The sequence below is a fragment of the Shimia ponticola genome (assembly GCF_007995215.1).
In the GTDB taxonomy this organism is placed as follows: Bacteria; Pseudomonadota; Alphaproteobacteria; order Rhodobacterales; family Rhodobacteraceae; genus Shimia_B; species Shimia_B ponticola.
In genome coordinates, this window is sequence record NZ_VCDK01000003.1 from 390,846 (window position 1) to 403,927 (window position 13,082).

13 protein-coding genes and 1 tRNA gene are annotated in these 13,082 nt (G+C 57.8%); 6 read left to right on the forward strand and 8 right to left on the reverse strand.

Annotated elements, in window-relative coordinates; translation table 11 throughout:
- The first annotated feature begins 11 nt into the window (after positions 1-11).
- Positions 12-644 (forward strand): 50S ribosomal protein L9, encoded by a 633-nt coding sequence (gene rplI, locus FE702_RS05305; protein ID WP_147125222.1) that lies wholly within the window; start codon positions 12-14, stop codon positions 642-644.
- On the opposite strand, the gene FE702_RS05310 is transcribed toward rplI, so the two are convergent.
- The 4 genes from FE702_RS05310 to FE702_RS05325 all read right to left on the reverse strand — a co-directional run bounded on the left by FE702_RS05310 (position 641) and on the right by FE702_RS05325 (position 4,426).
- Positions 641-1,513, reverse strand: a complete 873-nt coding sequence (locus FE702_RS05310) for a hypothetical protein (RefSeq protein ID WP_147125223.1) — start codon at positions 1,511-1,513, stop codon at positions 641-643. The two genes, rplI and FE702_RS05310, sit on opposite strands and share 4 nt — an antisense overlap.
- A gap of 60 nt (positions 1,514-1,573) precedes the next feature.
- Complete coding sequence (gene tig, locus FE702_RS05315) at positions 1,574-2,911, reverse strand: trigger factor (protein ID WP_147126133.1); 1,338 nt, start codon at positions 2,909-2,911, stop codon at positions 1,574-1,576.
- Between the two features lie 134 nt (positions 2,912-3,045).
- Positions 3,046-4,239: an MFS transporter gene (locus tag FE702_RS05320; RefSeq protein ID WP_147125224.1), complete on the reverse strand. Its 1,194-nt coding sequence runs from the start codon at positions 4,237-4,239 to the stop codon at positions 3,046-3,048.
- Positions 4,240-4,350: 111 nt separating this feature from the next.
- Positions 4,351-4,426: transfer RNA gene (locus FE702_RS05325), tRNA-Thr, on the reverse strand.
- A gap of 128 nt (positions 4,427-4,554) precedes the next feature.
- Between FE702_RS05325 and FE702_RS05330 the strand changes: the two genes are divergently transcribed.
- The 3 genes from FE702_RS05330 (at position 4,555) to FE702_RS05340 (ending at position 6,958) form a co-directional block, all read left to right on the forward strand.
- Positions 4,555-5,430 (forward strand): hypothetical protein, encoded by an 876-nt coding sequence (locus tag FE702_RS05330; protein WP_147125225.1) that lies wholly within the window; start codon positions 4,555-4,557, stop codon positions 5,428-5,430.
- Positions 5,431-5,528: 98 nt separating this feature from the next.
- Positions 5,529-6,263: a hypothetical protein gene (locus tag FE702_RS05335; RefSeq protein ID WP_147125226.1), complete on the forward strand. Its 735-nt coding sequence runs from the start codon at positions 5,529-5,531 to the stop codon at positions 6,261-6,263.
- On the forward strand, positions 6,251-6,958 hold the full coding sequence (locus FE702_RS05340) for a hypothetical protein (protein ID WP_147125227.1): 708 nt from the start codon (positions 6,251-6,253) through the stop codon (positions 6,956-6,958). Before FE702_RS05335 ends, FE702_RS05340 begins: the two co-directional genes overlap by 13 nt.
- Before the next feature lie 7 nt (positions 6,959-6,965).
- Here the strand turns inward: FE702_RS05340 and FE702_RS05345 are convergent, their stop codons facing one another.
- Positions 6,966-7,235, reverse strand: a complete 270-nt coding sequence (locus FE702_RS05345) for a DUF2312 domain-containing protein (protein ID WP_147125228.1) — start codon at positions 7,233-7,235, stop codon at positions 6,966-6,968.
- A 164-nt stretch (positions 7,236-7,399) separates the two neighbouring features.
- Here FE702_RS05345 and FE702_RS05350 point away from each other — a divergent pair, with 164 nt between their 5' ends.
- Positions 7,400-7,615, forward strand: a complete 216-nt coding sequence (locus tag FE702_RS05350; RefSeq protein ID WP_147125229.1) for a hypothetical protein — start codon at positions 7,400-7,402, stop codon at positions 7,613-7,615.
- 5 nt (positions 7,616-7,620) lie between these two features.
- Here the strand turns inward: FE702_RS05350 and FE702_RS05355 are convergent, their stop codons facing one another.
- Positions 7,621-9,693 carry a 3-hydroxyacyl-CoA dehydrogenase NAD-binding domain-containing protein gene (locus tag FE702_RS05355; protein ID WP_147125230.1) on the reverse strand — a complete coding sequence of 691 codons (2,073 nt, stop codon included), beginning with the start codon at positions 9,691-9,693 and terminating at the stop codon, positions 7,621-7,623.
- A gap of 114 nt (positions 9,694-9,807) precedes the next feature.
- Between FE702_RS05355 and FE702_RS05360 the strand changes: the two genes are divergently transcribed.
- On the forward strand, positions 9,808-10,230 hold the full coding sequence (locus tag FE702_RS05360) for a protein tyrosine phosphatase family protein (protein ID WP_147125231.1): 423 nt from the start codon (positions 9,808-9,810) through the stop codon (positions 10,228-10,230).
- A gap of 9 nt (positions 10,231-10,239) precedes the next feature.
- Here FE702_RS05360 and FE702_RS05365 read toward each other — a convergent pair whose 3' ends face one another.
- Together FE702_RS05365 and FE702_RS18560 are read right to left on the reverse strand one after the other, a co-directional pair.
- Entirely contained in the window at positions 10,240-12,921 is a 2,682-nt protein-coding gene (locus FE702_RS05365) for a sensor histidine kinase (protein WP_147125232.1), read from the reverse strand.
- 3 nt (positions 12,922-12,924) lie between these two features.
- Positions 12,925-13,071, reverse strand: a complete 147-nt coding sequence (locus tag FE702_RS18560) for a hypothetical protein (RefSeq protein ID WP_186826990.1) — start codon at positions 13,069-13,071, stop codon at positions 12,925-12,927.
- Positions 13,072-13,082 lie beyond the last annotated feature (11 nt).

Sequence of the window (13,082 nt, forward strand, 5' to 3'; positions counted from 1 at the left end):
GAGAGAGATCCATGGATATCATCCTTCTCGAACGTGTGTCCAAGCTGGGCCAAATGGGCGACGTCGTATCGGTCAAAGAAGGTTACGCCCGTAACTTCCTGATCCCGACCGGCAAAGCCCTGCGCGCATCCGACGCCAACAAAGCTCGCTTCGAAGAGCAGAAGGCACAGCTGGAAGCCCGCAATCTGGAAACCAAGAAAGAAGCCGAAGATCTGGCAGGCCGTCTCGACGGTCAGCAGTTCATCGTGATTCGCTCTGCGTCGGATTCCGGCGCGCTCTACGGCTCTGTCACCACACGTGACGCGGCTGACGCAGCCACCGCTGATGGTTTCTCGATCGACAAGAAACAGGTCGCTCTGATCAACCCGATCAAAGAGCTCGGCCTGCACTCGGTCGCTGTGAAACTGCATCCAGAGGTCGAAGTTGAGATCAAACTCAACGTTGCCCGCTCGCAGGAAGAAGCCGAACTGCAAGCCTCCGGCAAATCCATTCAGGAACTTGCCGCCGAGGAAGAAGCAGCCGCAGAATTCGAAATCGCGGAACTCTTTGACGATATCGGCGCAGCCGGCATGGACGAAGACGACGACCCACGTGGCGCGGCCCCTGCCGATAACGCCGAAGGCTCGGACCCGATCGAAGACTAAGTCTCGATTGCTTCAGACATCGAAAACGCCGCCTCATTCGAGGCGGCGTTTTTTAATGGATGCGCAGCCTTCAACCCGCGCACAAATCCATAGAGAGCCATGTCATATTCCAACCATGGCGCGAAAACCTCCCGCGCGAGCGTATTGCCCCGTGACAGAACCCGCACCTGCCCCGGATTGCGATGCACAGGCTTTGGCGCATCCGCCATTCCACAACGCGCCATGACGGCACGTTGAAAAGCGGCCTGATCTTCACACAGTCCGACACAGGCAAAGCCTGACAGTTCCCTCTCGGCAACTGACAAATCCGCCTGCTCCAACCGCTTTTCCATGGCATCCATGCGCCCCGAGCGCAGCATGCGTACCTGATAATTGTCGAAACTCGAAAAGTGCCGCTCGCGTTTCACGGCGTTCATAAAGGTCCGCAGGGATCGGACATCCTCAAAATCCGTTTCCACAACTAACTCGGCCACGCGAGCCAGCGCTTGTCCCCCTGCTCCGGGCGGCAGGCGCTCGCGCCCGTTTGCATAGCGCGCGACCCAATTCACATGGCTGACCAACCTATCCCACGGTCGCCGCAGCATGGTGGCACGGTCAAACACATCTGTTCCGCGGTAAAGCGTCCATGCCCAAAGAGGTACGTGCCCCGACACGCAAGGCACAGTGAGTGGCGGCAAACGGCGCGCTGACAAATCAGGCAGCAGATTTTCCACGTGGTCTTGTACCGCTTGCACCCCAAACACCTGCCGCAAGAAGGCATTTGTGCTGCTGCCAGCGGTCTTGGGAATATGCAGGAAAAACAGCGGACTTTGGCCCGGCTGCGGCGAAAACATCAGCGGACGCGCGTCGTCATGCAGATCTAGTGCCATGAAAAAACCCCCGGAACCCATCGGCCCTAGGGGTTTAACTCAGACAGTCTTAACGACGCCTTATGCGGCTTCGTCTTCCAGCGATTCAACAGCCTTTTGCAGGTCGTCTTTCGACACTTCTTTTTCTGTCACGTTAGCCAGCTCAAAGATGTAGTCGACAACTTTGTCTTCGAACAGCGGCGCCCGAACCTGTTGTTGCAGCTGTGGGTTCTGTTGAACGGCTTCAAAGAACTGACGCTCTTGGCCCGGATACTGACGCGCTTGATTCAGGATCGCTTGGGTCATCTCGCTGTCGGTCACTTCGACTTCGGCTTTACGCCCGAGTTCTGCCAGCAAAAGCCCCAGCTTCACGCGACGCTGAGCCAGTTCGTTGTGCTCATCGGTAGGCTCGATTTCCGGGTGATCGTGACCCTGAACCTCTGGGTTCTCTTCGTGCCACAGCTGGTGCGCGATCTGGCCTGCTTCGGCCTCCACCAGCGAAGGTGGCAACTCGAAGGTCACCAGCTTGTCCAACTCGTCCAGAAGCGCGCGCTTTTGCACAGCGCGCGACGCACCTGCAAATTCACCTTCCAGCTGCTCGGAAATCCGCGATTTCAGACCTTCAAGGTCTTCAGCACCGAACTTCTTCGCCAGTTCGTCGTCAACTTTGGCCGCGACAGGTTTCTTCACCGCTTTGACTTTGCACTCAAAGACAGCGTCTTTGCCCGCCAGATTGGCCGCGCCGTATTCCTCTGGGAATTGCACGTTGACCTCTACCTCGTCGTCCGCTTTCGCGCCGACCAGTTGGTCTTCAAAACCCGGAATGAACGAGTTCGAACCCAGAACAAGTGGATAGTCTTCAGCGGCGCCACCATCGAAGGCTTCGCCGTCAACCTTGCCAAGGAAATCGATCACAACTTGATCGCCGTCTTTGGCTTTCGCGCCGGATTTACGGTCTTCAAAGTTCTGAGCGGACTCTGCCAGTTTATCCAGCGCTTCAGTCACGTCTTCTTCGGCTGCCTTGGCCACCAGCTTCTCAAGCTTGATCGCCTTCATATCGACATCTGGCACTTCTGGCAGCGCCTCATAGGACATCGCCACCTCGACGTCGTCGCCCGGCTTCCAGTCATCGCCTTGCATTTCGACCTTTGGCTGCATCGCAGGGCGATCGCCGGAGTCTTCGAAATGGGTCGACATCGCGCCGTCGATCGATTCCTGCAAGGCTTCGCCCAGCACGCGGTCGCCATACTGCTTTTTTAGCAGCGGCAGAGGAACCTTGCCTTTCCGAAATCCTTTCATCTCGATTTCGGGCTGAGCCTCTTTCAGTTTTTCGTCAACTTTGGCGTCAAGTTCCGCAGCACTCAGTGTGATCGAGTACGCGCGTTTCAGCCCATCATTCAGTGTTTCGGTGACCTGCATGTCGTCCTTATCCATTGCATAAAGGCCGCCGAGGCGTCGGCGGCGGTCGAAAGATAGCGCCATCTAACGAAGCCATCTGCACACCGCAAGCAGACTCTGTTGCTTGCCTTAATGAGCAGCCATTTTCGAGGAACTTATGGCTTGGGCAGCGGTCGTTCTGGCGTCCTTTGAGCCAGCAACACCACAAGCGCGATAAGCACAATCGTCCCTGATACCGCCGCAAGAATAATCCATCCGAATTGGGCAAGCATCGCGCCAGCACCGAATGCTGCAATCGCCGACACCAACCCAATCGCCGTGTCATTGAGCCCCTGTGCTGACGGCTTTTCGCGCTCAGTAAGCGCGGCGTCCAACATTGTCGTGGCCCCGATGAACCCCAAGTTCCACCCAACGCCCAACACGATCAAAGACAGATAAAAATGACCGACCGCCAAGCCCGTCGCAGCTACGACGGCGGACACTAAGATCACCAGCAATCCCGCAGTGGCCACACGCTTTGCTCCAAATCGCTGGATCACAAATCCGGTCAAGAAACTCGGTGCGAACATCGCCACAATATGCCACCGCACAACATCACTCGCCGCAGCCTCGGTCAAACCACAGCCAACCATCGCAAGAGGCGTGGGCACCATCAAAAACACCATGATCCCTTGAGACAGAGCGGCGATTGCAATCGCCCGCCGCACCTCAAACCGATTCAAAGCGCCAAGACCCACTCGCCATGACCCGGCCTCCGATGCCGTCCGCCGCGCCTTGATGCGCAAAAACCCAAGCGGCAGCAGACCGAGAACACCGATTGCGGCCACGGCCAGATAGGCCCCAGCAAAAGGCGGCGGAACAAGCGCATCGCGAAAGGCTATGAACGCCTGCGGTCCAAGCAACGCTGCAAACAGCCCAGAACTCAGCATGAAAGAAATCGCAACCGGCCGCCACGTAGGGGCTACCACTTCGCTGGCAGCAAAGCGAAAGTACTGAAATGACGCCCAACCTGCCCCCATCAGGAAATGCCCAAGACAGAGCATCACAAAGTCTTGCCGCATCAGTGCAAAAATCGCGAGGCAGGCCCCGACCGAGGTCAATATGCCACCAAAAGCAAAGCCAACACCGCGTCCAAGCCGCCCCATCAGCATCGAAAATGGCCCTGCCGCTACCAATGCCGCAAGGGTCTGAACGGATGATGGAAGCGTCGCCAAGGCCGCGCTCGGCGCAAGTTGCAGCCCAGCCAAACCGCCAAGTATCAATTGTATCGGGAACGCCGTAGCAAAAACGGTATTCGCAACAATCAAGGCAAGAAAGTTTCGGTTCCGCAGAAACTGCAACAAGGGCATCTACGACGATCCCTTTTTTGGGCGAAGCATCACGCTTCGCAAACTAGCCCCCGCGCGCGCCCCGTAAAGCAACGGTTCACGTGTTCGACGTTCACCCCAGACTTAGGAAAGTGGTGCCCCCACACGGACTCGAACCGCGGACCTACTGATTACAAATCAGTTGCTCTACCAGCTGAGCTATAGGGGCACTGCGCGGTCTCTTAGTTCAGGCTGCGCAACTGTGCAAGAACCAACGCGCAGTTCCTTGCACCCTCTTGCAACCTTTCTAGCGGGGTCTGATAAAGCAGTCATCAAAGCACTGGCTGCCGAGGGCACATGGAACTGGTTTATCACATTGGAGCACACGCAACCGACCACGGTCGGCTGGCATCGTGCTTACAGAAAAACCGGGATCTGGTGGCCGCCCAAGGCATCGCGATTCCGCGTCCGGAACTCTATCAAACGGACCTGCGCAACGCCGTGGCGATCGCCTTTCGCGAGGATCCGCCGCCGCCGTCACGCGATCACCTGATCGAAACTCTGCTGGATGGACAAACCGCTGACCGGATCGTCATGAGCAACACGCGCTTCATCTCGATCCCGGCGCGAATCTTTGAGGACGGGGTGCTCTATCCGGTTCTGGAACGCCGGTTGATGGCGTTGGACCGGCTGTTCCCGGATGACGAACTCGAGTTTCACTTTGCCATTTGCAATCCGGCGACCTTCATTCCCGAAATCCTTGGGATGCTGGACGAAGCCACCCATGCGCGCATTCTCAAGCAACTCGATCCCTTTTCGATCAAGTGGTCGAACATGCTCAGCCGAATGCAACAGACGTTGCCGCATGCCCATATCACTGTTTGGTGCAATGAGGACACGCCCCTGCTGTGGTCCCAGATCATTCGCGAAATGTGCGGCGTCGACCCGACAACACGCATCGCCGGCGGCTTTGACCTGCTGGGCGAGTTGATGACAGCGGAAGGCGTGCAGCGCTTTCAGGCCTACATCAAATCTCACCCACCGCAGACCGAGGTGCAAAAGCGCCGTGTGATCGCGGCCTTCCTCGACAAGTTCGCCAAGGAGGACGTGCTGGAAGAGGAACTGGATGTTCCCGGCTGGACAGAGGACACGGTGACGGCCCTCACAGATGCCTATGAAGAAGATGTCTACACCATCGAACGGATGCACAGCGTTAACTTCATCGCACCCTAACCTTCTGGCAACAGACGCTTTTCCCGCCTGAGGAGAGCGGGCTTGATCCGACTCACTCTTTGATCAATCCTTTGGGTATTGAACAAAGGATTTTAGGCATGGCTTTCTGGCGGGCATTTTTCGCTGCCGTTGCTTTGGCGTTTTCTCCAATAGGCTTGGGGGCGCAGGGCACAGCGGATCTCTTTCTACAGCCGCAGTTTGACGATCGGTTTTCCCAAGACAGCATCCCAAAGCTGCCTTACGGCGCGGATATCGGCAGGACTTTACAACCGCTCGAAGGTCTGGGCGCCTCGATTGGCGTCCCGCAGGGAGGCAACGTCCGGATCATCGACGTCGATCCATTGGCCAACTCGGATTTCGGGCGTGCCTTGAGGGCGCAAGAACTCAGCAACGCCCTCGAAGGCGCGGCAACTGCGCCCGGGTTGATCACTGAGGATATGCTCACCACCAATCCCGAGGTGTTCGCCGGGCGATCAATCGGCAACCTGGGCACATTCTCAGCCGACGGCTTTGGCGTTGATGACGGCATCATCCTCAACCTGTCGCCTCAAGATGCAGCACGCCTGTCAGAGCTTGCTGCGCGGACAGGTACGCTCAGCCTTGAAGAGTCGCTTGAATACCAGCAGCTCTTGGAACGCGGGATTGGCAACCCGGATCCCGGCACACCTACGCAACCTGTGCGGTGGCCTCCGCGCACTCCGGTTGGTGGGCCGATCATAATCGTCGGTTCGGACGAGCCCATCTGCGACCCGCCGCCAGAACTCATTCTAGCTTGCAAGTACCTTGATCCCGAAACTGATGGCTATACGGAGTTGTGCAGATGCGACAGCTAATTACCGCCGCCCTAATCCTGATCTTCGCATTCTCCGCTCCGTTGCTGGCACAAGAGGCCGGCCTCAGCGCGGAACAACGGCTGACGATATTGACGCAGGCGCTTGAACAAGCAGACGCCAGAAACTCCACCCTCGAAACCCAAAACAACACACTGCGCGCGCAACTTGCCCAAGCCAACAAGCAGGCAAATGCGGAAACAACCGAAGGCTTCAATCAGGTTGTGCAACGCTACAACCAAAGCTGGATAGACTATTACGAACACGAAACCCTGCTGCGAGCACATGCGCGCTACGCACTCATGTGGCAGCTTTTGTCCGGCTATTTCCTCTTGGCCGTTGTGGTCGCTGTGACGGGCCTGGGCATATACCTGTCTTACAAAGAGGTCATGAGCGCTGTCGAAGCGCCCAACCAAATGCTTACCAAGCTTGAAGAAGAACTCGCTGAAGGAGCCGGAGGCACCGCCGAGCAACAGGCCGTTGCCGCGCAAAAGACCGAACTGGTTCTTAGTTTCCAGAAACTTCAGGTCACTTCAGCCGTGACAGGGGTTGTCATTCTGACCCTGTCACTCGGTTTCCTGTATCTCTTTGCCCAGTCGGTCCTTGAATTGGAACCACAGGACTTTGCGAGCGGCGCGAAACCTGTGGCGGAAGAAACCACGCCGGATGACGAAGAAAAGGACGACACAACCGGCTAAGCCAGCCTTAGCTCATTCCCAAGGCTTCTTTGTACATCTCAAGGACGGCTTCCTCTTCCGCGATGTCATCCTTGTCGCGTTTGCGCAGCGCGATGACCTTGCGCATGACCTTGGTGTCATAGCCACGCGCCTTGGCCTCGGCCATCACCTCTTTTTGTTGGTCTGCAATGTCCTTCTTCTCGGCTTCCAGACGCTCAAAACGCTCGATGAACTGGCGAAGCTCGCCTGCGGTGACACGATAGGAGTCCGGGGTAGGATCGGTGACGGCGTCAGACATGGGCGACCTTTCATTTCATCAAGAGGTAGATCAACGGACCACGGGATTACCTGCGCGGCTTGCCCTCAGCAACCCCACAAACCCACTCTGTTTGCGACGGGATGCCTCTTGCCGAAATCGCGCTGCTCTGGCAGGCAGCGCCGAAACCGCAATCGGAGATCGCCATGTCTGCTCTTGTCCCCGTTGGCACCGCCATCACCCTGCTTGGACTGGCAGGTCTGGTATTCTGCATCGTGTCTGTTGTCCGCGCGCGCCGGGCAAAACTGGACGATGCCGAAATGAAGGCGCGACTGCAGAAAATCGTGGCATGGAACCTTGGCGCTCTGGCCGTGTCAGCAATCGGGTTGATGTGCGTTGTCTTGGGCCTGTTCCTCGCCTGATCGGATTAGCCGTCGAAGCGGTTTCCATTGATGGCTGCGTGCTTCAGCGTTTGTGACGGCGTCCAGAACGCGTCCTCCTTCGCCAACGCCTCTAGATCACGCTGAACCGACAACAATCCTGACAACTCGGCCGCTTTCAAGGGCCCACCCTTATGCCGCGGGAATCCAAAGCCCAAGGCCATGACCACATCAATGTCGCCAGCCGACCGGGCGATCCCCTCGCCCAATAGCTTTGACCCTTCATTGGCCATGGCAATCAGACAACGTCGTTGGATGATTTCAGCCGAGTAGGATTGTGTCGTAATCCCCTTGGCCACGCGTTCTTTTTCAATCAATGCCAAAACTTCTCGATCACGCTCTGCTTTGCCGCTGTCAGCGTTGTAGCGGTAGTACCCGGCACCGGCCTTTCGCCCAAAACGCCCTGCCTCACACAGAAGATCACCGATGCGCACATAGCGGGCTTCCGGATCACGCTGAGTGGCCAGCCGTTTGCGCCGCGCCCAGGAGATATCCAAACCGGCAAGGTCAAGCACCTGATAGGGCCCAAGCCGAAAGCCATAGGCCCGCATTGCAGCATCAATGTCATAGGGACTTGCGCCATCCTCCAAAAGGTAGTCAGCAGCCGTGCGATAGGCTGTCAGCACTCGGTTGCCGATAAAGCCGTCGCAAACCCCAGCCCTGACAGGCACTTTCCCGATTGATTTTGCAAAGGCAAAGGCCGTTGCCTCGACTTCCGGCGCCGTTTCTTTGCCGACAACGACTTCACACAGTTTCATGACCTCGGCTGGCGAAAAGAAATGCAGGCCCACAACCTGCCCCGGACGACCAGACGCCTGCGCAAGCATGTCGACATTGAGGTAAGAGGTATTCGTGGCAAGGATTGTCTTGGGCGATGTGGCCGCGCCAAGCTTGGCAAAGACATCTTTTTTGAGAGCCTCATCTTCCGCGATGGCCTCAATGACCAATTGTGCGGTTGCGACCATACCAAATTGCGTCGTGACGATACTATGCTTGCTCAGCCCATCCAGCATCGATTGCGGTAGTTTTTTCCGCGAAACTGACCGCTCAACAACCGAGCGTAGGCGCGCTTCGGTCTTGGCGGCGGTGTCTGCGTTTTGTTCGATGATCGTGACGGCCTTGCCTCTGGCTAGGCAGGCCACGGCAATCCCTACCCCCATCAAACCGCCGCCGAGCACCGCAACACGCTTCAAGTCTGTTGGGGCAGGCAATCCAGAACGCGGCTTGGCGGCCAGCCGTTCAGCGAGAAACAGATGACGCAAGGCCGCCGCCTCTGGTGTATCCCGCAACTCCAGAAATGCGTCGCGTTCCAGCGCAAGACCCGCGTCAAAGGGAAGAAGCGGCGCAGCCTCAAGACAATCAATCGCCCTGCCCGCTGCCATTGTTGGCGCATCGGCGTGCACGCGCCGTGCCTCTTCAATCGCCTTTTGATAGCCTACCCCGTCAGAGAACTGTTCACGTCGGTTCCGCGTTGGTCGCGGCGGCTTTCCGGCAAGATCACGCGCGAGGGCGCAAGCATCTGCTATGAGGTCACCTTCGCTTATGGCATCGATCAAGCCCCGCTCTCGTGCCACCGAAGCCGGGACGGGTTTGCCCGTCAACACCACGCTCAAGGCCGTGGAGACATCCGTCAGCCTTGGCAGGCGCTGGGTTCCCCCGGCGCCCGGCAAAAGGCCAAGACCGATTTCAGGCAGCCCAACCTTGGACTGCGCGGTCGCGATACGCGCGTGCGACGCAAGACCCAGTTCAAACCCGCCGCCCAGTGCCATGCCATGCAGCGCGGCAACCACCGGTTTGGACGACGCCTCAATCGCGTTGCAGACATCCGGAAGATGTGGCTCGACCGGAGGCTTCCCAAATTCACGGATATCGGCCCCTGCCGGAAAGGTGCGCCCGGCAGCCGTCAACACAATCGCTGAAACGCTGTCATCGGCCTGCGCCCGATCCAAAGCGCTGTTCAAACCCAACCTCACCTCAGCGCTCAAAGCATTTACCGGTGGGTTATCAATGCTTAGAACGGCCACCCCCTCGGTGACCTCATATCGGATAATGTCGCCCATTTTTTGGGTCCTGCTCGTTTTGTTTGGCCAATAGTGCCAGCTTTCGCGCGCAACTCAAGCCTTTCGACCGCCTAACGGCTGGACCGGCGATGCCGTGCGCCTTAGACAGCGGCCATGGATATCCGTCAGATCACACCCGAATACGCCGTCGCCCCGCAAATTGAACCCGCCGATCTGCCTGCAATCGCTGCAGCGGGTTTCACAACCATCATTTGCAACAGACCCGATCACGAAATTCCGGTCGAATTGTCGGCTGAGGTCATGAAGACCGCGACAGAGGCCGCTGGGCTCACATTCGTCCTGAACCCTGTTGTGCACACAGGGTTGACGATGGAGATTGTGGAACTTCAGCGCGACACGCTGGCCAATGCCAGCGGACCGGTGCTTGCATATTGCGCGTCAGGCAATCGCTCGACCATCGTATGGGGTTTGGGTCAGGCCGGGACCTTGCCAACGGACGAAATCATCAGCCGCGCATCTGACGCAGGTTACAATCTGCACGGTTTGCGTGGACAACTGGACGCCATGGCGGGTTAACCCGCCAGATCACTCAGCCGCCAACGCCACGCGCGATGGGAGCGACACACGGAACGCGCCACCGCCCTGGCCCGGCAAATAGGCAATTTCGCCACCGAGGTTCAGCACGATTTCCCGGCAAATGGCGAGCCCTAGGCCAGCCCCCCCGGCGCGCGCGCCATCCGACAAACGTGAGAATTTTTCAAAGATGACCTCGCTATCTGCGGGTGAAATCCCTTTGCCGTTGTCGACGAAGTCGACTTGAAGCACGTCACCCACGGAACGCACCGATATCTTTAATTCGGGTTTGTCCGCGTCGCAGTATTTCTCTGCATTTTTGATCAGATTGATAAACACCTGCGCCAACCGATCCTGATCGGTTTCAATCACGCGCACCTCGCGCGCGGGATTGCGCTTGATCGTCAGACGGCCTGTCAGCGCGGCAGCAGAAATCGACCGATCAATCAGCGCACCCAAGTCACCCGCTGAAATGTCCAAGGCGACCGTGCCGTTTTCCAGCACCGACAGATCAAGCAGATCATCCAGCAGTCGTGTCAGGCGAATGGTCTCGCGGAATATGATGTCGGCGTACCGTTTGGTATCGTCATGCTCCAAAGACGGGTCCTGCAAGATTTCAGCAAATGCGCGGATCGAGGTCATCGGCGTGCGCAGTTCATGGCTGATTTGGCTCAGGAAGGTGTCTTTTTGTTCAGACAAAGCCGTGAGCTTTTCATTCGCCTCCCGCAGCTTGCGCGCCGTGCGGGCAAGCTCATCTGACTTCGCCTCCAACTGATTGGAGTATTCCATCATCTGCTGGGTCTCATCGGCCACGGCCATCAAGTCTTCGACCGAGACTGACGCACGTCCCACGATTTGCCCCACCATCGCATGGGCGGTCGCCGCCCCCACGGACCCCGCAAGTTCACGTTCCAGCTTTTCTAGGAACTCCGGCGTTGGATCGGGAAGATAGCCGACCTTGCCTTGCTTATTGGCCGCATCTGCAAAAAGGCGCTGTGCGTCTCGTCCACCAATGATCCGCTGCGCCATGATCAGCAAATCCTCGGATTCAACACGGCTTGCCTGCCAGCCTTTGGTTTCGCGTGACAGGTGGAAGACATTTATGAATTGTGCGCCCTGCAGCCGCTCCAAGGCATTGGGGAAAGTGAAGAGTGACACACCCACAAAGGTCACTGTGTTCAAGAGCATGGACCACAAGACAGCATGCACAACCGGATCCAAGCCTTCGATCCCAAAAAGCGCTTGCGGCCTGAGCCACCCGACCCCCCACGGACCTTCTGCCAAGAGTTGCTCTGACAGAATGGCCCCAGCGCCAAATGACGGCAAAAACAATGAATAAGCCCAGATCGCAGCGCCCAAGAGCAGACCGACGGCTGCACCCCTGCCATTCGCACCGCGCCAAAAGATACCCCCCAGCATCGCCGGCAAAAACTGTGCAACGCCCACAAACGAAATCAAACCGATGGCGGCCAACGCCGCGCCGCCGCCGGACATGACGTAATACATGTAGCCAAGCGCCAAGACAGCCGCGATCGACGCCCGTCGCGAGACGATCAAGACAGACCGCACATCGCCGGACACGCTGACATCCTTGGGCTGCAACCGGAGCCAGATGGGCATGACAATGTGGTTCGATACCATTGTCGCCAAGGCAATGGACGCCACGATCACCATTGAGGTCGCCGACGAGAACCCCCCAAGGAATGACAGCATCGCCAAGCCCTCTTGCCCCATCGACAAAGGCAATGTCAGCACAAACAGGTCTGGGTTCGCGCCTGCAGGCAAAACCTCGAGCCCGATCACGGCGATCGGCAGGACAAAAAGGCTCATCGCCAGCAAATATGCGGGGAAGGCCCAACTGGCGGTCGACAGGTGACGCTCATCTGCGTTCTCGACGACCAAAACCTGAAACATACGAGGCAAACACAGGAACGCGGCGGCAGACAGGAAGGTCAGGCCGATCCAACGCCCATTCGTGACCTGCCACTGGGCAATCGGCGACGCATCGATGCGTTCCATGACGCCGCCAACGCCGCCCGCAATCCCCCAAACAACAAAGACGCCCACGGCAATCAGGGCAAAGAGTTTCACAACTGCTTCCACAGCGATGGCCATGACCACGCCGTGGTGACGTTCGTTGGAGTCGATCTTGCGCGTGCCGAAAATGATCGTGAACGCAGCCAAACCGCCAGCCACCCAAAGCGCGGTCGCGTTCAAAGATGGCGGCGTCCACGCTTCGCTCGACTGGGCTGCAAATACTGAGAATGACAACGTGACCGACTGCAATTGCAACGCGATGTAAGGTGTGGTGCCGACGACAGCCAAAAGTGTCACGATCACGCCCAAGACTGTAGATTTACCAAACCGCGAAGAAATCAGGTCAGCGACAGAGGTGATCCGCTGCGATTGCCCGATCCGCACCAGTTTCCGCAAAAGCAGCCACCACCCGATCATGATCGCCGTCGGACCAAGATAGATCGTCAGAAACTCAAGCCCGGACCGTGCCGCATAGCCGACCGCCCCGTAAAACGTCCAAGCGGTGCAATAGACTGACAGCGAGAGCGTGTAGATGTAAGGCGAACGTAGCCAACCGTCTTTGCCCGCGGCTGCCCGTCGCTCTGCCCAGAACGCCACCAGAAACAGGATGGCCACATATCCCAAGCAGACAGCAACGAGGAAATTGAAGGGGACCACTGCCTAGTCCTCGTCTTCGATCCGGGCCAAAAACGGCGCGAGCATGGCCGCCGCAATGATGACGCCAGCCCAAACACAAAACACATAAACGGCAGCATTTGAGGTTTTAGCAGGGTCGGCCTCGCCCCCCTGATCCACCCCCCATAGCATTGGTATCATCA

What these genes read in the sequence shown, in the direction of transcription:
- tig (WP_147126133.1), bottom strand. Translation starts at nt 2,911, where the DNA reads ATGCAGGTCACCGAAACACTGAATGATGGGCTGAAACGCGCGTACTCG.
- FE702_RS05360 (WP_147125231.1), top strand. Translation starts at nt 9,808, where the DNA reads ATGGATATCCGTCAGATCACACCCGAATACGCCGTCGCCCCGCAAATT.
- FE702_RS05345 (WP_147125228.1), bottom strand. Translation starts at nt 7,235, where the DNA reads ATGTCTGACGCCGTCACCGATCCTACCCCGGACTCCTATCGTGTCACC.
- FE702_RS05310 (WP_147125223.1), bottom strand. Translation starts at nt 1,513, where the DNA reads ATGGCACTAGATCTGCATGACGACGCGCGTCCGCTGATGTTTTCGCCG.
- FE702_RS05350 (WP_147125229.1), top strand. Translation starts at nt 7,400, where the DNA reads ATGTCTGCTCTTGTCCCCGTTGGCACCGCCATCACCCTGCTTGGACTG.
- FE702_RS05320 (WP_147125224.1), bottom strand. Translation starts at nt 4,239, where the DNA reads ATGCCCTTGTTGCAGTTTCTGCGGAACCGAAACTTTCTTGCCTTGATT.
- FE702_RS05340 (WP_147125227.1), top strand. Translation starts at nt 6,251, where the DNA reads ATGCGACAGCTAATTACCGCCGCCCTAATCCTGATCTTCGCATTCTCC.
- FE702_RS05330 (WP_147125225.1), top strand. Translation starts at nt 4,555, where the DNA reads ATGGAACTGGTTTATCACATTGGAGCACACGCAACCGACCACGGTCGG.
- rplI (WP_147125222.1), top strand. Translation starts at nt 12, where the DNA reads ATGGATATCATCCTTCTCGAACGTGTGTCCAAGCTGGGCCAAATGGGC.
- FE702_RS05355 (WP_147125230.1), bottom strand. Translation starts at nt 9,693, where the DNA reads ATGGGCGACATTATCCGATATGAGGTCACCGAGGGGGTGGCCGTTCTA.
- FE702_RS05335 (WP_147125226.1), top strand. Translation starts at nt 5,529, where the DNA reads ATGGCTTTCTGGCGGGCATTTTTCGCTGCCGTTGCTTTGGCGTTTTCT.
- FE702_RS18560 (WP_186826990.1), bottom strand. Translation starts at nt 13,071, where the DNA reads ATGCTATGGGGGGTGGATCAGGGGGGCGAGGCCGACCCTGCTAAAACC.